Origin of the sequence: Actinacidiphila polyblastidii, from assembly GCF_036353415.1 — a bacterium.
In the GTDB taxonomy this organism is placed as follows: Bacteria; Actinomycetota; Actinomycetes; order Streptomycetales; family Streptomycetaceae; genus Actinacidiphila; species Actinacidiphila polyblastidii.
In genome coordinates this window covers 265,197-284,713 of the sequence record NZ_JAZEWV010000008.1, presented here as the reverse complement: position 1 = coordinate 284,713, position 19,517 = coordinate 265,197, and the positions used below count along the sequence as shown (strand labels likewise).

At 73.4% G+C, this 19,517-nt stretch carries 15 protein-coding genes; 11 read left to right on the top strand and 4 right to left on the bottom strand.

The features are described from left to right. Window positions 1–113 precede the first annotated feature (113 nt). A complete protein-coding gene (locus V2S66_RS13565) occupies window positions 114–941 on the top strand; it encodes an MIP family channel protein (protein ID WP_413966388.1) in 828 nt (275 codons plus the stop codon). Here V2S66_RS13565 and V2S66_RS13560 read toward each other — a convergent pair. Next, window positions 932–1,294, bottom strand: a complete 363-nt coding sequence (locus tag V2S66_RS13560) for a DUF1844 domain-containing protein (protein ID WP_330795012.1) — start codon at window positions 1,292–1,294, stop codon at window positions 932–934. The genes V2S66_RS13565 and V2S66_RS13560 overlap by 10 nt on opposite strands. Before the next feature lie 348 nt (window positions 1,295–1,642). On the opposite strand from V2S66_RS13560, the gene infC reads away from it, so the two are divergent. From infC to V2S66_RS13520, 8 genes are all read left to right on the top strand, one after another. Beyond that, a complete protein-coding gene (gene infC / locus V2S66_RS13555) occupies window positions 1,643–2,314 on the top strand; it encodes a translation initiation factor IF-3 (RefSeq protein ID WP_330795058.1) in 672 nt (223 codons plus the stop codon). A 110-nt stretch (window positions 2,315–2,424) separates the two neighbouring features. After that, on the top strand, window positions 2,425–2,619 hold the full coding sequence (rpmI, locus tag V2S66_RS13550; RefSeq protein WP_330795010.1) for a 50S ribosomal protein L35: 195 nt from the start codon (window positions 2,425–2,427) through the stop codon (window positions 2,617–2,619). Window positions 2,620–2,717: 98 nt separating this feature from the next. Then, window positions 2,718–3,101, top strand: a complete 384-nt coding sequence (gene rplT / locus V2S66_RS13545; protein WP_006141703.1) for a 50S ribosomal protein L20 — start codon at window positions 2,718–2,720, stop codon at window positions 3,099–3,101. 148 nt (window positions 3,102–3,249) lie between these two features. Next, the gene (locus V2S66_RS13540; protein ID WP_330794953.1) at window positions 3,250–4,107 is read left to right on the top strand and encodes a TrmH family RNA methyltransferase; all 858 of its coding nucleotides are present in this window, start codon (window positions 3,250–3,252) and stop codon (window positions 4,105–4,107) included. Between the two features lie 49 nt (window positions 4,108–4,156). Next, a complete protein-coding gene (locus V2S66_RS13535; RefSeq protein WP_413966387.1) occupies window positions 4,157–5,305 on the top strand; it encodes a sensor histidine kinase in 1,149 nt (382 codons plus the stop codon). Window positions 5,306–5,477: 172 nt separating this feature from the next. After that, window positions 5,478–6,632: a phenylalanine--tRNA ligase subunit alpha gene (pheS, locus tag V2S66_RS13530; protein ID WP_330794949.1), complete on the top strand. Its 1,155-nt coding sequence runs from the start codon at window positions 5,478–5,480 to the stop codon at window positions 6,630–6,632. Beyond that, a complete protein-coding gene (gene pheT, locus V2S66_RS13525) occupies window positions 6,632–9,127 on the top strand; it encodes a phenylalanine--tRNA ligase subunit beta (RefSeq protein ID WP_330794947.1) in 2,496 nt (831 codons plus the stop codon). The genes pheS and pheT overlap by 1 nt, the downstream gene beginning before the upstream one ends. A 629-nt stretch (window positions 9,128–9,756) precedes the next feature. Beyond that, the gene (locus V2S66_RS13520; protein WP_413966381.1) at window positions 9,757–10,626 is read left to right on the top strand and encodes an ABC transporter ATP-binding protein; all 870 of its coding nucleotides are present in this window, start codon (window positions 9,757–9,759) and stop codon (window positions 10,624–10,626) included. A gap of 46 nt (window positions 10,627–10,672) precedes the next feature. Here the strand turns inward: V2S66_RS13520 and V2S66_RS13515 are convergent, their stop codons facing one another. Then, complete coding sequence (locus tag V2S66_RS13515; RefSeq protein ID WP_330794945.1) at window positions 10,673–11,530, bottom strand: 3-hydroxybutyryl-CoA dehydrogenase; 858 nt, start codon at window positions 11,528–11,530, stop codon at window positions 10,673–10,675. Window positions 11,531–11,641: 111 nt separating this feature from the next. Beyond that, complete coding sequence (locus V2S66_RS13510; RefSeq protein ID WP_330794943.1) at window positions 11,642–14,368, bottom strand: cellulose binding domain-containing protein; 2,727 nt, start codon at window positions 14,366–14,368, stop codon at window positions 11,642–11,644. 270 nt (window positions 14,369–14,638) lie between these two features. Between V2S66_RS13510 and V2S66_RS13505 the strand changes: the two genes are divergently transcribed. Further along, a complete protein-coding gene (locus tag V2S66_RS13505; protein ID WP_330794942.1) occupies window positions 14,639–15,937 on the top strand; it encodes a glycoside hydrolase family 10 protein in 1,299 nt (432 codons plus the stop codon). 104 nt (window positions 15,938–16,041) lie between these two features. Continuing rightward, on the top strand, window positions 16,042–17,223 hold the full coding sequence (locus tag V2S66_RS13500; RefSeq protein ID WP_330794940.1) for a methyltransferase: 1,182 nt from the start codon (window positions 16,042–16,044) through the stop codon (window positions 17,221–17,223). A gap of 73 nt (window positions 17,224–17,296) precedes the next feature. Here the strand turns inward: V2S66_RS13500 and V2S66_RS13495 are convergent, their stop codons facing one another. Next, window positions 17,297–19,516, bottom strand: coding sequence for an NADP-dependent isocitrate dehydrogenase (locus tag V2S66_RS13495; RefSeq protein WP_330794937.1), 2,220 nt, complete (start codon window positions 19,514–19,516; stop codon window positions 17,297–17,299). Between the last annotated feature and the right edge of the window lies 1 nt (window position 19,517).

Here is a 19,517-nt window from a genome sequence, read left to right as displayed (position 1 = left end):
CGCGGTTCGCCGCGCGGCCGGCGCGCCGGGAGACCGCCCGAGATGTGGGTCCCACCTGTGAGGCCCACAATACGAGGCAGGTGAAAGATCATTTCGTGGAGGTCCGGATGGACATGCGAACGATCACGGAGAACCGGACGGCCGCCGACCAGCGGGCGTTCGTCTGCGAATTCCTCGGCACGCTCGTGCTGGTCTTCTTCGCCGTCGGCGCGGCCGTGGTGTCGGGCCAGTACATCGGCACGCTCGGCATCGCGTTCGCCTTCGGCCTGGTGCTGCTGGCCGTCGCGTACGCCGTCGGCCCGATCTCGGGCAGCCACCTCAACCCGGCGGTCACCCTCGGCATGCTCGTCGCCCGGCGGATCACCGTGCGCACCGCCGTCGAGTACTGGATCGCGCAGGTGCTCGGCGGCATCGCGGGCGCCGCGCTGCTGCTGCTCGTCGCCAAGCAGGTCCCGGGGCTGCGGACGCACGGCGCCTTCGGCACCAACGGCTACGGCTACCGCTCCGCGGTCGGCGTCAACATCTTCGGCGCCTTCGTGGTCGAGGTGATCATGACCTTCCTGCTGGTCTTCGTCTACCTCGCGGTCACCCACCGGATCGCCGTGGTCGGCTTCGACGGGCTGCCCATCGGCATGGCCCTGGTGGTGATCCACCTGATCGGCGTGCCGCTCACCGGCACCGGCGTCAACCCGGCGCGCAGCCTGGCACCGGCGATCTTCGCGGGCAGTCCCGCGCTGACCCAGGTGTGGCTGTTCCTGGTGGCGCCGCTGGTCGGCGGCGCGCTGGCGGCGGTGGTGCACGAGGCGACGCACCCGGCGTTCGCCGCGGCCAGGGCGGCCCGCGCGGCCGCCGCCGAGATGGAGACGGCGGTGCGCGCCGACGGGCTCGGCGACCTGCGCGGCGGCGCCGCGCCGGGACCGGGCCGCGGCCCTCAGGCGTAGACGGGGCCGGTGAACTTCTCACCGGGGCCCTGGCCGGGCTCGTCCGGCACCACCGACGCCTCGCGGAAGGCGAGCTGGAGCGACTTGAGCCCGTCGCGCAGCGGCGCGGCGTGGAAGGAGCTGATCTCGGTGGCGCCGGCGGTCACCAGCCCGGCCAGCGCCTGGATGAGCTTGCGCGCCTCGTCGAGGTCCTTGTGCTGCGCGCCCTCCTCGGCCAGGCCCAGGTTCACCGCCGCCGCGCTCATCAGGTGGACGGCCACGGTGGTGATCACCTCGACGGCGGGCACGTCCGCGATGTCACGGGTCAGGTCGTCGAATCCGGGGGCGTGTCCGGGCTGCGGTGTCTCGCTCATGCGGGACACGATATGCCCCGTCCGGCCGATTACGGCCTTCGGGCAGCCGCTGGTATGCTGGGTGAACGACCGGTCGGACATCAGTGTGTCCGGCCAGCAAGTGGAGGCTCCTATCTCCCACCCGATCGGCCCGAGGGCCGACGGGTTCCGGTCAGACGGTACGCGTCAGCACCCCTGACGCCGAGCCGTCCGATGCGCCCCGCGGAATATCGCGGCGGTGCTCCCGGTTGTGAGGAGCCCCGCCTGTATCCCGTATGGGGCGTTTTCTGCGTTCCGGTACGGGGTCGGAGACGAAGACAGAGCGCGGCTGTCGGCCAGTCAGTCGCGTGGTGCAACCGAGGAGGCCCCATCAGCGCCGAGCCCCGCATCAACGACCGGATTCGCGTTCCCGAGGTGCGACTTGTCGGTCCCAGTGGCGAGCAGGTGGGCATTGTGCCGCTTGCGAAGGCACTGGAGCTTGCGCAGGAGTACGACCTCGACCTGGTCGAGGTCGCGGCGAACGCCCGTCCGCCCGTGTGCAAGCTCATGGACTACGGGAAGTTCAAGTACGAGTCGGCCATGAAGGCCCGTGAGGCGCGCAAGAACCAGGCGCACACGGTCATCAAGGAGATGAAGCTCCGGCCGAAGATCGACCCGCACGACTACGACACCAAAAAGGGTCACGTCGTCCGGTTCCTCAAGCAGGGCGACAAGGTCAAGATCACGATCATGTTCCGCGGACGCGAGCAGTCCCGGCCGGAGCTGGGCTACCGGCTGCTGCAGCGGCTCGCGGAGGACGTCCAGGACCTCGGCTTCATCGAGTCGAACCCGAAGCAGGACGGCCGGAACATGATCATGGTTCTCGGTCCGCACAAGAAGAAGACCGAGGCCATGGCCGAGGCCCGCGAGGCCCAGGCCGCCCGCAAGGCGGAGCGCCAGGGCGACGCGCACCACGACGTGGACGCCGACGACGCGACCGACGACGTCGCTGACGCGTCGGCCGACGACGCGGCGGTCGAGGCCCCGGCCGACGCCGGCTGAGACGAGAACATCCCGGAGCCCCCGGCTCCGGGTCGGTAATGCAGGACTGACGCCGTCCGTGCGCCCCCAGGGGTGTACGGGAGGGCCAGCGACGAGGAGACCACGGCGCCATGCCGAAGAACAAGACGCACAGCGGGACCAGCAAGCGCTTCAAGATCACCGGCTCCGGCAAGGTGCTGCGCGAGCGTGCCGGCAAGCGCCACCTGCTCGAGCACAAGCCGTCCAGCAAGACGCGCGCCCTGACCGGCACCGTCGAGGTGTCCCCGGCGGACGCCAAGAAGATCAAGAAGCTTCTCGGCAAGTGACCGACGCGCCCCCGCAGCGGGGCGCGCCGTCCGATCCGGGACCCATTCGCTTTCGGGCCGCGTGAACACACCCGCGGCCCCCGAGAAGGAGTTATCAAGTGGCACGCGTCAAGCGGGCAGTCAACGCCCACAAGAAGCGCCGGGCGATCCTCGAGCAGGCCAGCGGTTACCGCGGTCAGCGTTCGCGCCTTTACCGCAAGGCCAAGGAGCAGGTCACCCACTCCCTGGTCTACAACTACAACGACCGCAAGAAGCGCAAGGGCGACTTCCGTCAGCTGTGGATCCAGCGCATCAACGCCGCTGCCCGCGCCAACGGCATCACCTACAACCGCTTCATCCAGGGCCTGAAGGCCGCCAACGTCGAGGTCGACCGCAAGATCCTCGCCGAGCTGGCCGTCAACGACGCCAACGCTTTCGCGGCGCTCGTCGAGGTGGCGCAGAAGGCGCTGCCGTCCGACGTGAACGCCCCCAAGGCGGCGTGACGCCCGCGCTGTACGCAGCGCGTCTTCCCGGGCCCGCGGGTGGGTTTGTCCCCTGCGGGCCCGTGGCCTGTCCGGCGCCGGTGAGCGCGGCGCGGCGAGCACCGGGCCGCGCGCCGGCGCCGCCCACGAGCACCTCTGGAAGGTACGGATGCCCACCCCCGAGCTGACGTCGCTGCGGTCCGCGCGGGTCACCGCCGCGCACCGGCTGGCCAAGCGCAGCTTCCGCGGCAAGGAGCGCCGCTTCCTCGCCGAGGGCCCGCAGGCCGTACGGGAAGCGGTCGCGCACCCCGGCGGCCCGGCCGGCCGCACCCTGATCGAGCTGTACGCCACGCCCGAGGCGGCCGAGCGGCACGCCGGCCTGGTCGAGGCGGCCCGCGCCGCCGGCGCCCCGGTGCTCTCCGCCACGCCCGAGGTGATCGCGGAGATCTCCGACACCGTCACCCCGCAGGGCCTGGTCGGCGTCTGCCGCTTCCTCGACACCCCCTTCGACGCGGTGCTCGCCGCCCGCCCGCGGCTGGTCGCCGTCCTCGCCCACGTCCGCGACCCGGGCAACGCCGGCACCGTGCTGCGCTGCGCCGACGCCGCCGGGGCGGACGCCGTGGTGCTCACCGACGCCTCCGTCGACCTCTACAACCCCAAGGCGGTCCGCGCCTCCGCGGGCAGCCTCTTCCACCTGCCGGTGGCGACCGGCGTCCCGGTGGCCGACGCGGTCGCCGGACTGCGCGCCGCTGGCGTACGGGTACTGGCCGCCGACGGCGCGGGCGACCGCGACCTGGACGACGAGCTGGACCGCGGCGCCATGGGCGGCCCCAGCGCCTGGATCTTCGGCAACGAGGCGTGGGGCCTGCCCGAGGAGACCAGGGCGCTGGCCGACGCGGTGGTCCGCGTCCCCATCCACGGCAGGGCCGAGAGCCTCAACCTCGCCACCGCCGCCGCGGTGTGCCTCTACGCCTCCGCGCGGGCGCAGCGCGCGCCCGCAGGGTGCCGCAGCGTCACCTCCAGCTAGTAGGGTGGCGGCCCGGGCCCTGGAGGAGGGGGTGGCGGCCATGGACGTCATGCCGCAGCGAGGCACGCGCAGCACACGCACCGCGGCGCCCGCGCGCCCGGCCCCGCCGCCCGCCCACGACGCCGCCGACCCGTACGGCCTCGGCATCGACCCGGACGACCTGCCCGACGGCCTGGTGGTCGCCGACGAGCGCGGCCGGGTGATCTGCTTCAACGCCGCCGCCGCCCGGATCACCGCGACCCGCCCGGCCGACGCGCTCGGCGGCCCGCTGGAGCGGGCGCTGCCGCTGGAGGACCTGGAAGGCCGCCGCTGGTGGCAGCTCACCGACCCGTACGCGGGACTGGCCGTCCGCACCGGGCAGCCCGAGCGCAATCTGCTGCTGCCCGGCGGCCGCGAGGTGCTCGTCGCCGCCCGCTACGTGCGCGAGCGCCCCTGCGGCCCGCTGCGCCGGCTGGTCGTCACGCTGCGCGGCACCGAGGCCAGGCGGCGCACCGAGCGCAGCCACGCCGAGCTGATCGCCACCGTCGCCCACGAACTGCGCTCGCCGCTGACCTCCGTCAAGGGCTTCACCGCGACGCTGCTGGCCAAGTGGGAACGCTTCACCGAGGACCAGAAGAAGCTCATGCTGGAGACCGTCGACGCCGACGCCAACCGCGTCACCCGGCTGATCGCCGAGCTGCTCGACATCTCCCGGATCGACTCCGGCCGGCTGGAGGTGCGCCGCCAGCCGGTCGACATCGCCGCCGCGGTGCAGCGCCACGTGGACGGGCACGTGGCGGCGGGCCGCGACGCGACGCGCTTCCGGGTCGAGGTCGCGCACCCGCTGCCGGCGCTGTGGGCGGACCCCGACAAGGTGGACCAGATCCTCGGCAACCTGCTGGAAAACGCCGTGCGGCACGGCGACGGGACTGTCACCATCGAGGTGGCACCCGCCGCGGCCACCGGCGGCGACCGTACGACGGAGGGCACGGCAGTCACCGTGAGCGACGAAGGCCCCGGCATCCCCGAGGAGTCGATCGGCCGCGTGTTCACCCGCTTCTGGCGGGGCAGCAGACGCGGCGGCACCGGCCTGGGCCTGTACATCGTCAAGGGCATCGTCGAGGCGCACGGCGGGAGCATCACGGTCGGCCGCGCCCCCGGCGGCGGCGCCCAGTTCCGATTTATGCTGCCCGTCGGGGCACCCGCGTTCATGGCCTGAGCCGGCACCCGCCGCAAGGCCCCGCGGAGCAGCCACCCGGCGGGCGCACAGCCGGTCCCCACGGCGCAAGTAGACTCGGCCCTTGGCATGTGTCCGGTCGGGCAGAGCCTCACTCCCCAGCGGCGCAGCCCTGGGAGGCGCCCCCAGCAGCATCCAATCGGAACGGGAAGAGATGTCGGCACCGAACAAGTCGTACGACCCTGTGGAGGTCGAGGCGTTGCAGCCGGAGGAGATCGAGCGGATGCGCGACGAGGCGCTCGCCGCGATCGCCGCCGCCGGCGACCTCGAGGCGCTCGCCCACGCGAAGACCGCGCACAGCGGCGGCACCTCGCCGCTCGCGCTGGCCAACCGCGAGATCGGCGCGCTGCCCCCGCAGGCCAAGGCGGAGGCGGGCAAGCGGGTGGGCCAGGCCCGCGGCGCCGTCAACCAGGCGCTCGCCGCCCGGCAGGCCGAGCTGGAGGCCGAGCGCGACGCCCGGGTGCTCGTCGAGGAGGCGGTGGACGTCACCCTGCCCCACGACCGCGTCCCGGCCGGCGCCCGGCACCCGCTGTCCACGCTCTCCGACCGCATCGAGGACGTCTTCGTCGCGATGGGCTACGAGGTCGCCGAGGGCCCCGAGGTCGAGGCGGAGTGGTTCAACTTCGACGCGCTGAACATCTCCCGGGACAACCCGGTGCGCAGCGAGCAGGACACCTTCTTCGTCAGGGCCCCGTACGCCGCCGACGGCTCCGCCGACGGCCCGCAGGGCTCCGCCGAGGACAGCGGCCTGGTGCTGCGCACCCACACCTCCGGCGTGCAGATCCGCTCGCTGCTCAGCCGCGAGCTGCCGGTGTACGTCATCGCGCCCGGCCGGGTCTACCGCTCGGACGAACTGGACGCCACCCATACCCCGGTGTTCATGCAGGTCGAACTGCTCGCCGTGGACGAGGGCCTGACCATGGCGGACCTCAAGGGCACCCTCGACCACATGGTCGTCTCGCTCTTCGGCGAGGGCATGGAGACCCGGCTGCGGCCGAACCACTTCCCCTTCACCGAGCCGTCCGCCGAGATGGACATGCTCTGCTACGTCTGCCGCGGCGACTCCGTCGGCAACCCGGACCGCCCCTGCCGTACCTGCTCCTCCGAGGGCTGGATCGAGCTGGGCGGCTGCGGCATGGTCAACCCCAAGGTGCTGGTCGCCTGCGGCGTCGACCCCCAGAAGTACAGCGGCTTCGCGTTCGGCTTCGGCATCGAGCGGATGCTGATGTTCCGCCACAACGTCGAGGACATGCGAGACATCGTCGAGGGTGACGTGCGCTTCACCCTTCCGTTCGGGATGGAGATCTGATGCGGGTCCCGCTTTCTTGGCTGCGGGAGTACGTCGACCTGCCCGCCGGTGAGACCGGCCGCGACGTCCAGGCCAAGCTCGTTTCCGCCGGCCTGGAGGTCGAGACCGTCGAGCAGCTCGGCGCCGATCTGCAGGGCCCGCTCGTGGTCGGCGAGGTGCTGACCGTCGAGGAGCTCGAGGGGTTCAAGAAGCCCATCCGCTTCTGCACGGTCGACGTCGGCGACGCCAACGGAACCGGTGCGCCGCAGGAGATCGTCTGCGGCGCCCGCAACTTCGCGGTCGGCGACAAGGTCGTGGTGATCCTGCCCGGCGGCGTGCTGCCGGGCGACTTCCGCATCGCCGCCCGCAAGACCTACGGCAGGGTGTCGCACGGCATGATCTGCTCGGCCGCCGAGCTGGGCATGGGCGACGACCACGAGGGCATCATCGTGCTGCCCCCGGAGCACGAGGCCGGCACCGACGCGATCGGCCTGCTCGAACTCGTCGACGAGGTCCTCGACATCGCCGTCACCCCCGACCGCGGCTACTGCCTGTCGCTGCGCGGCGTGGCCCGCGAGACCGCCATCGCGTACGGGCTGCCGCTGAGCGACCCGGCGCTGATCGACGTGCCCGCGCCGAACTCCGCCGGCCACCCCGTGCGGATCGCCGACCCGGCCGGCTGCGACCGCTTCACCGCGCGCACCGTCACCGGCGTCAACCCCGAGGCGCGCTCGCCGATCTGGCTGCGGCGCCGGCTGCAGAAGGTCGGCATGCGGCCCATCTCGCTCCCCGTCGACATCACCAACTTCGTGATGTTCGAGATCGGGCAGCCGCTGCACGCCTACGACCGGGCCCGGCTCACCGGCCCGATCGGCGTGCGCCGCGCCGAGCCCGGCGAGAAGCTGACCACCCTGGACGACGTCGAGCGGGTGCTCGACGGCGAGGACCTGGTCATCACCGACGACTCCGGCACGATCGGCCTGGCCGGCGTGATGGGCGGCGCCCACACCGAGATCGCCGAGCACGGCGCCGACGCAGGCACCACCGAGATCGTCATCGAGGCCGCGCACTTCGCGCCGGTCGCCATCGCCCGCACCGCGCGCCGCCACAAGCTCGCCTCCGAGGCGTCCCGGCGGTTCGAGCGCGGCACCGACCCGCAGGCCACCTCGGCGGCCGCGCAGCGCGCCGTCGACCTGCTGGTGCTGCTGGCCGGCGGCACCGCGGAGCCCGGCGTCACCGAGGTGATCGCGCCGGCCGCGCCGCACACCATCGCGATGCCGGCGAACCACCCCGACACGGTGGCCGGCACCGAGTACGGCCGCGAGACCGTGGTCCGCCGCCTCCAGGAGATCGGCTGCGACGTCTACGGCTCCGACGAGCTGATCGTCACCGTGCCCAGCTGGCGCCCCGACCTGTCCGCGCCCAACGACCTCGCGGAGGAGGTCATCCGGCTGGAGGGCTACGAGAACCTGCCCTCCACGCTGCCGAGGCCGCCGGCCGGGCGGGGCCTGACCGAGTCGCAGAAGCTGCGCCGCAGGATCGGCCGCGCGCTGGCCGGCGCGGGATACACCGAGGCGCCGAGCTACCCCTTCCTCGCGGCGGAGGTCTTCGACCAGCTCGGGCTCGACGCGGACGACCCGCGGCGCCGCACCGTCGTCCTCGCCAACCCGCTGGACGACACCGAGCCGAATCTGCGCACCACGCTGCTGCCGGGGCTGCTCGCCACGCTCCGCCGCAACCACGGGCGCGGCACCCACGACCTCGCGCTCTTCGAGACCGGGCTGGTCTTCGGGCCGGCGGACCGGGCCGCGGTCCCGCCCCGGCTGCCGGTCGACCGCCGGCCCACCGACGAGGAGATCGCCACCCTCCAGGCCACGCTGCCGGTGCAGCCGCGGCACGTCGGCGTGGTCCTCGCGGGGGCCCGCGAGCGAGCCGGCTGGTGGGGGCAGGGCCGCGCGGCGACCTGGGCCGACGCGGTCGAGGCGGCGCGCGTCGTGGCCCGCGAGGCCGGCGTCGCACTGACCGTCCGCCAGGGCCGTCAGGCGCCCTTCCACCCCGGCCGCTGCGCGGAACTCGTCGCGGACGAGCAGGTCGTCGGCTACGCGGGCGAGCTGCACCCCCGGGTCACCAAGGCCCTCGGGGTGCCGGAGCGCAGCTGCGCGATGGAGCTGGACCTGGACGCCCTGGAGCGGATCGGCGGCGTCCGCGCCACCGGGCCGCGCGTCTCGACCTACCCGGTCGCGACCCAGGACGTCGCGCTCGTCGTCGACGCCGCGGTCCCGGCCGCGAAGGTCGAGCACGCCCTGCGCGACGGCGCGGGCGAACTGCTGGAGTCCCTGCGGCTGTTCGACATCTACACCGGCGCGCAGATCGGCGAGGGCCACAAGTCCCTGGCGTACGCGCTGCGCTTCCGTGCCGCCGACCGCACCCTCACCGCGGAGGAGGCCTCCGCGGCCCGCGACGCCGCGGTGTCGGCTGCCGCCGACGCCACCGGAGCCACCCTCCGCGGCGCCTGACCCCCCGGCGGCTCTCCGCCCCCCGGCAGGGGATGCGGAGAGCCGCCCCGGGCCGCGCCGGCACCCGCCGTCTACGCCGCCCCGGTCGCGGCGGCCCCGCCGCCGCAACGCCCACTGCGGCCGGCTTGCCGCTTGCCGGGGCACCGGCTGCGCCGGCCAGGTCGGGGGAGCCCGTAGCGGCCGGCCCGCGCCCCCCGCTGCGGCTGGCTTGCCGCTTGCCGGGGCACCGGCTGCGCCGGCCCGGTCGGGCAGGGCACGCAGCGGGCTGCCCGCGCTGCCCGTCGCGGCGGGCTTGCCCCGGCGGCTGCGGGGCACTGGCTGCGCCGCCGCAACGCCCACTGCGGTCGGCCCGCGCTCCTCGCCGCGCCGCCCCGGGCACGGGCGGCCCGCATTCCTCGCCGCGGCCGGCGTGCGCCCGTCGCAGCGGACATCGGCTGTGCCCGCCGCGCCGCGTCGCTCATGGCCTCGGGCCGGGGCGGGCCGCCACGCGGCGGAAGGTTCTCGCGCCTCGCACGCCCGGCCCGCGCGCCCGCCGGCTCCGCCCCGGTGGCCGGTCGCGGGGATCTGGGCGAGTGTGACCGCGAGTGCCGGGTACGCGTTCTTCTGGTCGTCCGAGGAGGAGTACGGACGTGGCTGATCAGGCAGCTGAGCACACATCCGCGGCGCGGCAGGCGACGCAGGAGCCGCCCGCGCGCGAGGGCGCGGCGCCGGCGGGACCGCAGGCGCCGCCTGCCGGCGGGGCGGGGGAGTCGCGGACACCGACCGTCATCGTGGACGGCCTGCACGTGGTGTACCGGATCTACGGCGCCGGCACCGGCCACGGAAACGCCACCTCGGCGCTGCGCCGCATGATGCTGCGCCAGGGCTCGCCGAGCGTCCACCTCGTGCACGCGGTGAAGGGCGTCACCTTCACGGCCTACCGCGGCGAGGCGATCGGCATCATCGGCTCGAACGGCTCGGGCAAGTCCACCCTGCTCAAGGCGATCGCCGGGCTGCTGCCCGCCGAGCAGGGCCAGGTCTACACCGACGGCCAGCCGTCGCTGCTCGGCGTGAACGCGGCGCTGATGAACGACCTGACCGGCGGGACGAACGTGGTGCTGGGCGGTCTGGCGATGGGCATGTCGCAGGAGGAGGTCACGGAGCGCTACCAGGGCATCGTGGACTTCTCGGGCATCAACGAGAAGGGCGACTTCATCTCGCTGCCGATGCGCACGTACTCCTCGGGCATGGCGGCCCGGCTGCGGTTCTCGATCGCGGCGGCGAAGAACCACGACGTGCTGATGATCGACGAGGCGCTCGCGACCGGCGACCGGGCGTTCCAGAAGCGCTCCGAGGAGCGCATCCGCGAGCTGCGCAAGGAGGCCGGCACGGTCTTCCTGGTCAGCCACAACAACAACTCCATCCGCGACACCTGCGACCGGGTGCTCTGGATCGAGAAGGGCGAGCTGCTGAGGGACGGCCCGACCGAGGACGTCGTCAGCGCCTACGAGGAGCACTGACCGCCGGCCCCGGCCGGCAGCAGCCGACCGGGGCCGGGGCCCGCCCTCAGTACGTGTAGAAGCCCGCGCCCGTCTTGCGGCCGAGCCGCCCCGCGTCCACCATCCGCTGGAGGATCGGCGGCGCCGCGTAGAGCGCCTCCTTGTACTCGCCGTACATCGAGTCGGCGATCGCCGCGACGGTGTCCAGCCCGATCAGGTCGGTGAGCTTGAGCGGGCCCATCGGGTGCGCGCAGCCCATCTCCATGCCGTTGTCGATGTCCTCACGGGTGGCGATCCCCGACTCGTACATCCGGATCGCCGAGAGCAGATACGGCACCAGCAGCGCGTTCACCACGAAGCCCGAGCGGTCCTGGGCGCGGATGGCGTGCTTGCCCAGCACCTCGCCGACCAGGTGCTCGGCCCGCTTGAGGGTGTCGCCCGCGGTGGTCAGCGCCGGGATCAGCTCGACCAGGCGCTGCACCGGCGCGGGGTTGAAGAAGTGGATGCCGAGCACGTGGTCGGGGCGCGAGGTGGCGACGGCGAGGCGGACCAGCGGGATGGAGGAGGTGTTGGACGCCAGGATCGCGTCCCGGCGGACCACCACCTGGTCGAGCACCCGGAAGATGTCCAGCTTGACCTGCTCGTTCTCCACCACGGCCTCGATCACCAGGTCCCGGTCGGCGAACTCGCCGAGGTCGGTGGTGAAGGTCAGCCGGCCCAGTGCCGCGTCCCGCTGCTCCCCGGTGATCTTGCCGCGCTCCGCGGCCTTGCCGAGGGAGTTCGTCAGCCGGGCGCGGCCCAGCTCCAGCGCCTCGCCGGAGGTCTCGGCGACCTTGACGTCGAGCCCGGCCCTGGCACACACCTCGGCGATGCCCGAACCCATCTGGCCCGCGCCGACCACTCCGACGTGCTGGATGTCACTCACGCTCAAGCCCCTCGCTGTTCCCGCACCGCTGGCCCGACTGCTCTTCGGCTACCGGACAGACGTTACCGCTGTCCGGTCCCGGGCCCCGCGCGGGGCGGTGCGGGAGTCCGCTCAGCCGGCGCCGCAGGCCGCGCCGTTGAGGGTGAAGGCCGTGGGCGCGGTGGCCGTGGCCGAGGACGAGCCGGTGAAGCCGACGTTCGCGGCGCCGCCGGCCGGGATGGAGGCGGCCCAGGCCGGCGCGGTGACGGTGACCGCGGTTCCGGTCTGGGTGAAGCCGCCGCTCCACAGCGAGGTGATCTTCTGGTCTCCGGCGAAGGTCCAGCCCAGCTTCCAGTCGCCCACCGCCGCCGTGCCGGTGTTCCTGATGTCGACCGACGCCTGGAAGCCTCCCGGCCACTGGTTGGTGATCGTGTAGGCGACCGTGCAGGAACCCGCCCCCGGCGGCGTGGTCGGAGGCGTCGTCGGCGGAGTGGTGGGCGGAGTGGTGGGCGGCGTCGTCGGGGGAGTGGTCGGCGGGGTCGTGCCGCCGCCGGAGTCCGAGGTGTCGCCGTAGACGATGCCGCGCCCGTTGGTGCCGACGTACACCCGGCCGAAGACCCGCGGGTCGCCGGTGATCGCGCCGCCGGTCCAGCCGTACCGGTGCGCGTCGTCGTTGATCCGCACCCAGCTCGTGCCCGCGTCGGTGGACCGGTAGATGCCGCGCACGCCGCCGATCCTCGCGCTGGTGAAGAGCGTCTGGTACGCGGCGCCCGGCGCGGCCTTGCCGAAGCCGATGTTGTCCGCCTCCTGCACGGCGGCGGACCTGGTGAAGGACGCACCGGAGTTCGTGGAGTGCCACAGGCCGTACGTGCTGCCGGCGCCGCCGGCCAGCCAGACGTCTCCCGCGGAGCCCGGCAGCGCCTTGAACGAGACCGTCCCGGAGGCGGGCAGACCGGTCGCCGCGGTGGCCGTGAAGGACGCGCCGCCGTCGGAGCTGACGTAGAACCTCCCGGCCGCGAAGGCGTAGAACCGCTTCGGGTCGACCCGGTCCGAGCCGATCACCGCGCCGGACGGGATGCCGCTGGAGGCGGTCCACGAACCGCCGAAGCCCACCGCGTACTGGACGCCGGTCCCGGCCGGGCTCCACAGGAAGCGGCTTCCGTCGGCGGCGGCCGCCACGGTGCCGCCGCCGGTGACGCCGGCCGGATCGGTGCCGGCGAACCAGTCGGCGCCGTCGTCGGTGGAGAAGGCGACGTGCGCGCCGGAGTCCTGGTTGCCGCTCCTGACCATGATGCTCGGCGTGCTCTCCGCGTAGTCCAGGCCGGTGGAGGTGGTGAAGTTCGGCTGCTGGAACATCATCGCCGGGACCTTCGTCAGGTCGGTGTGCCGGAAGCCGTCGATGTCACCGAGGGCGCTGATCAGCGGCGCGCCCGCCGGCGGGCTGATCAGGCCGTTGACCGCGGTCTCCTCCAGGCCCCGCACATTCGGCCTGATGGTGATCTTCGCGCCGGCGTCCCAGTCGGTGAGGTCGTCGGTGCCGTAGACGGTGGCACCGGTGCCGTACCACATGCGGTCGGAGTTGAAGGGGTCGATCTCCAGGGACTCCGTCATCCAGCCGAGCTTGGGCGCCTGCTCGGGCGGCGACGGGTTGGCGCCGAAGGTCAGCCACGGCACCGCACCCACGTCCATGGTGAAGCGGTCGGCGCGGTTCGGATAGCTGGAGTAGTCCCAGGCGCGGGTCCAGGTCGCGCCGCTGTCGGTGCTGCGGAAGATCTGCGTGTCCGGCCACCAGGAGCTGTAGCCGGTGGCCATCACGGTGCCCGGGTGCTGCCGGTCCACGGTCAGGCCGCTGTAGCCGAAGTAGGCGTCCGAGTCGGACATCGGGCTGATGTCCGTCCAGACCCCGGTCCTGGTCGCGTACCGCCACACCTGGCCCTTCGCGCCGTCGTACGGGCCGCCGGTGTCGCTCGTCGCGAGGTACAGGTAGCCGCCCGCGGCGTCCAGCACGCCCTTGTGCGCGATGTAGCCGGTCGGCTGGCCGGCCAGCCGGGACCAGGTCGCGCCGCCGTCGGTGGAGCGGAAGACGGTGTTGGCCTTGTCCGCCACGCCCACGTAGACGGTCTGCGTGGTGGCGCCCTTCGCCGCGCTCGTCGGGTCGAAGGCGACCCACACGACGCCCTGGTTGTCGCTGTTGTAGCCGCTGGTGTCGGAGGGGTCGGCCACGTAGGTGCCGGCGTCGGGGAAGGAGGTCACCTTCGACCAGGTGACGCCCGCGTCGGTGCTGCGCCACAGGCCGTTGCCGCTGGGCGCGCCGAGGTACAGGACGCTGTCCTTGTTCGGGTCGATGGCCAGCCGCTCGCCCATGCCGCGCCCCGGCATGTTCCCGCCGAGCTTGAACGGCAGGTCGGTGGCCTGCCAGGTGGCGCCGCGGTCGGACGAGCGCAGCACCGCCCCGGTGCCGGGGTCCCAGCTGTTGGTGTAGGTGCCGACGGCCGCGTACACCTTGTCGGGGGCCAGCGCGTCGGTGGCGAGGCTCACCACGCCGGTGCGGCCCCAGTGGTCCCAGTCCACGCCGTCCAGCAGCGGCGTCCAGGACGTCGACGCCTCGTCCCAGCGGTAGGCGCCGCCGATGTCGGTCCTGGCGTAGGCGAGGTTCTTCTCCGCCTGGTTGAAGACGATGCCGGGGACGAAGCCGCCCCCGCCGATCCGGACGTTCTTCCAGCTGTACGCGGGGGCGGCCGCCGCGCGCGCGGCCTGCGGGGTCGCGGCGCCGGCCGCCGCGGTGGCCGAGGCGACGGTCACCGCGCCGCCGATCAGGGAGAGTGCCACGACGAGCGCGGCCATGGGTCTGCGGAGCATGGGACGTCCTCTGAGGTGGGGGGAGGGACGGGGAAGCCGATCGCGAACCCGGCGAAAGGGGTGATTCCGGCAGGTCGTGGGAGTATCTCGTGGGAGCGCTCCCACGAGAGTGGTCCGATGCTAGCGCTCCGCTCGGCGGCCGGAAAGAGCCGCGTCAACGCTCCGTCGCGGACGGGCGGGCCTGGTGGAATAGACCATTCGGCGGGTTGCCAACCCCTGCCGAAGGCGCCCATCATCGGCGGGTCGTGACGGATGATCAGGAGGACGGCCATGGATCGGCTCTCGCGCAGGACCTTCACCGCGGCGGCGGCCGGTGCGCTCGCCTCGACCGCGCTCCCCGGCTCCGCCCGCGCAGCCGACGCCGGGGCCGCCGACCCGCGGGGCGCGGCGCACCCCGCGCCGGACCCGGCCGGCCCGGCCGGGCACGGCCACCGGCCGGGCCGCCGGCAGCTGCGCGGCATGTGGATCGCCACCGTGGCCAACACCGACTGGCCCTCCGCGCCGGGCCTGTCCGCCGACGAGCAGCGCCAGGAGCTGTGCGACCTGCTCGACGTGGCCGTCGAACGCCGCCTGAACGCCGTGATGTTCCAGGTGCGGCCGACCGCGGACGCCTTCTGGCCGTCCCCGTACGAGCCCTGGTCGCAGTACCTGACGGGCACCCAGGGGCAGGACCCGGGCTGGGACCCGCTGGGCACCGCCGTGCACGAGGCGCACCGCCGCGGCCTGGAGCTGCACGCCTGGTTCAACCCGTACCGGGTCTCGATGAGCACCGACGTCAGCAAGCTGACGCCCACCCACCCGGCCCGGCTGCACCCCGACTGGGTGCTGCCCTACGGCGGCAAGCTCTACTACAACCCGGGCCTGCCCGAGGTGCGCCGGTTCGTCGAGGACGCGATGCTCGACGCGGTCCGCCGCTACCCGATCGACGCGGTGCACTGGGACGACTACTTCTACCCGTACCCGGTCGCCGGCCAGACCTTCGACGACGACGACGCGTACGCGCGCTACGGCGCCGGCTTCCCCGACCGCGACGCCTGGCGCCGCGACAACTGCGACCTGCTGGTGCGCGAGACCGCGGAGCGCATCAAGCGCGTCAGGCCGGCCACCCGGTTCGGCATCAGCCCCTTCGGCGTCTGGCGCAACGCGTCCGCCGACCCGCTCGGCTCGGCCACCCAGGCGGGCGTCCAGACCTACGACGACCTGCACGCCGACACCCGCAAGTGGGTCAAGGAGGGCTGGCTGGACTACATCTGCCCGCAGGTGTACTGGAACATCGGCTTCGCCGCGGCCGACTACGGGGTGCTGGTGCCCTGGTGGTCCGACGTCGTCTCCGGCACCCGGGCCGAGCTGTACGTCGGCGAGGCGCTCTACAAGGTCGGCGCGGCCGGGCAGCCCGCCGCATGGCAGGACCCCCAGGAGCTCCTCCGCCACCTCGACCTGTGCGCCGAGCACCCGGAGGTCCGCGGCAACGTCTACTTCTCGGCGTCGCAGGTCAGGGCCGACCCGCTGGGGGCGATGACCCTCGTCCAGGACCGCTACGCGCGGCGGGGCGGCCGATCGGGCCGCTAGATCTCGCCGGGGGCGCCCCGGGCCCCGCGGCGGGGTGCCGCCGGCGTCAGCTGCGCAGGTGGGAAGGAACGCGCGGGGCCCGCAGGCCGTAGGGTGTGGGGGCGATGGAGATGTTGAAGACGGCGTGGGGCGAGGTCGAGTTGGCGCGGTATCCCGCCGACGCGCGGGAGCAGTTGCGGGCGTGGGACGCGGCGGACGCGTACGCGCTGACGCACCTGGCGGAGACCGGCGTGGACCTGGGGGGCCGGGTGGTGGTGCTCGGCGACCGCTGGGGCGCGCTGACCACCGCGCTGGCGCTGTCGTCCGCGGCGCGCCCGGGGGCGGCGGAGCCGTCCGGGCACCGGCTCACCCAGGTCTGCGACTCCTTCCTCGGCCAGCAGGCCACCCGCGCCAACCTGCGGCAGAACGCCCCCGACGCCCGGGTGCGGCTGCTGTCCACCCGGGACACCCCGCCGGAGCGGGTGGACGTGCTGGTGGTCCGGGTGCCCAAGAGCCTCGCGCTGCTGGAGGACCAGCTGCACCGGATCGCCCCGGCGCTGCACCGCGACACCCTCGTCGTCGGCGCCGGGATGGTCGCCGAGATCCACACCTCGACGCTGCGGCTCTTCGAGCGGATCGTCGGGCCGACGCGCACCTCGCTCGCGGTCCGCAAGGCCCGGCTGATCCTCAGCACGCCCGCTCCCGGCACCGCCCGCGGCCGCAACCCGTGGCCGCTGACGTACACGCTGCCCGACGGCATCGGGGCGATGTCGGGCCGTGGCGTCACCAACCACGCGGGCGTCTTCTGCGCCGACCGGCTCGACATCGGCACCAGGTTCCTGCTGCAGCACCTGCCGCAGCGGCAGGGCCACGACCGGGTGGTGGACCTCGGCTGCGGCAACGGCATCGTCGGCACGGCCGCGGCCCTGGCCAACCCGGACTCCGACGTGCTCTTCGTCGACGAGTCGCACCAGGCGGTGGCGTCGGCCGAGGCCACCTTCCGGGAGAACGCGGGAGCCGCGGCCAAGGCCGAGTTCCTGGTCGGGGACGCGCTGACCGCGGTACCCGCGCAGAGCGCCGACCTCGTACTGAACAACCCGCCGTTCCACAGCCACCGCGCGACCAGCGACGCCACCGCGCGCCGGATGTTCGGCACCGCGCGGGCGGCGCTGCGGCCCGGCGGCGAGCTGTGGGTGATCGGCAACCGGCACCTCGGCTACCACCTGCGGCTGCGCCGGCTCTTCGGCGGCTGCGACGTGATCGCGTCCGACCCCAAGTTCGTGGTGCTGCGCGCCGTCAGGCGCTGACACGGCGCCGCCCCGGCCGGCGGGTGGCCGGCCAGGGCGGGAGCCCGGGGTGCGCGGGGGCGCCGTCGGGCGGTCAGGCCAGCGAGGCCAGCGCCTGGTTGAGGGTGGCCGACGGGCGCATCACGGCCGCCGCCTTCGCCGGGTCGGGCTGGTAGTAGCCGCCGATGTCGGCGGGCTGGCCCTGCACGGCGATCAGCTCGTCGACGATGGTCCGCTCGGCCTCGGCCAGCGTCTTGGCCAGCGGCCCGAACGCCTCCGCGAGCTGCGCGTCGTCGCCCTGACCGGCCAGCTCCTGCGCCCAGTACAGCGCCAGGTAGAAGTGGCTGCCGCGGTTGTCGATGCCGCCGAGCCGGCGGCTGGGCGACTTGTCCTCGTTGAGGAAGGTGCCGGTGGCGCGGTCGAGGGTGTCGGCCAGCACCTGGGCGCGGGCGTTGCCGGTGGTCTGCGCGAGGTGCTCGAAGCTCACCGCGAGCGCCAGGAACTCGCCGAGGCTGTCCCAGCGCAGGTAGTCCTCCTTCACCAGCTGCTGGACGTGCTTGGGCGCGGAGCCGCCGGCGCCGGTCTCGAAGAGGCCGCCGCCGTTCATCAGCGGCACCACCGACAGCATCTTGGCGCTGGTGCCCAGCTCCAGGATCGGGAACAGGTCGGTGAGGTAGTCGCGCAGCACGTTGCCGGTGACCGAGATGGTGTTCTCGCCGCGGCGGATGCGCTCCAGCGACAGCCTGGTGGCCGCGACCGGGTCGAGGATCTCGATCCGCAGGCCCTCGGTGTCGTGCTGCGGGAGGTACTCCCTGACCTTCCTGATCAGCTGCGCGTCGTGCGCGCGGCTCTCGTCCAGCCAGAACACCGCCGGGTCGCCGGTGGCGCGGGCGCGGGTGACGGCGAGCTTCACCCAGTCCTGCACCGGCAGGTCCTTGGTCTGGCACATCCGGAAGATGTCGCCCGCGCTGACGACCTGTTCGAGCACCACGTCGCCGGCCTCGTCCAGCACCCGGACGGTGCCGGTGGCGGGGATCTCGAAGGTCTTGTCGTGGCTGCCGTACTCCTCGGCCTTCTGCGCCATCAGGCCGACGTTCGGCACCGAGCCCATGGTGGCCGGGTCGTACGCGCCGTGCGCGCGGCAGTCGTCGAGGACGGCCTGGTAGACGCCCGCGTAGCTGCTGTCCGGCAGCACCGCGAGGGTGTCGGCCTCCTGGCCGTCCGGGCCCCACATGTGGCCGGAGGTGCGGATCATGGCCGGCATCGACGCGTCGACGATGACGTCGCTCGGCACGTGCAGGTTGGTGATGCCGCGGTCGGAGTCGACCATCGCCAGCGCCGGGCCCTCGGCCAGCTCGGCCTCGAAGGACGCCTTGATCGCCGGGCCCTCGGGGAGCGACTCGACGCCGCTGAGGATGCCGCCGAGGCCGTCGTTCGGGGTGAGGCCGGCGGCGGCGAGCACCGCGCCGTGCGCGGCGAAGGTCCTGGGGAAGAAGGCGCGCACCGCGTGGCCGAAGATGATCGGGTCGGAGACCTTCATCATGGTGGCCTTCAGGTGCACCGAGAACAGCACGTCCTCGGCCTTGGCCCGGGAGACCTGGGCGGTGAGGAACTCGCGCAGCGCGGCGACGCGCATCACCGAGGCGTCCACCACCTCGCCGGCCAGCACCGGGACGGACTCGCGCAGCACCGTGGTGCTGCCGTCGTCGCCGGCCAGCTCGATGCGCAGGCTGCCGGCCTGCTCCAGCACGGCGGACTTCTCGGTGCTGCGGAAGTCGTCGGCGCCCATGGTGGCGACGTTCGTCTTCGACTCGGCGGTCCAGGCGCCCATCCGGTGCGGGTGCGCCTTGGCGTAGTTCTTGACCGCGGGAGCGGCGCGCCGGTCGGAGTTGCCCTCGCGCAGCACCGGGTTGACCGCGCTGCCCTTGACCTTGTCGTAGCGGGCGCGGATGTCGCGCTCCTCGTCGGACTTCGGGTCGTCGGGGTAGTCCGGCAGCGCGTAGCCCTGCTGCTGGAGCTCCGCGACGGCGGCCTTGAGCTGCGGGATCGACGCCGAGATGTTGGGCAGCTTGATGATGTTCGCCCCGGGCGTCTTCGCCAGTTCGCCCAGCTCGGCGAGCGCGTCGTCGATGCGCTGGCTCTCCTGGAGGTACTCGGGGAAGCCCGCGATGATGCGGCCCGCCAGCGAGATGTCACGGCTCTCGACGGTGATCCCGGCCGTCGAGGCGTACGCCTCGATCACCGGCAGGAACGAGTACGTCGCCAGGGCCGGGGCCTCGTCGGTGTGCGTATAGATGATGGTCGAGTCAGCCACC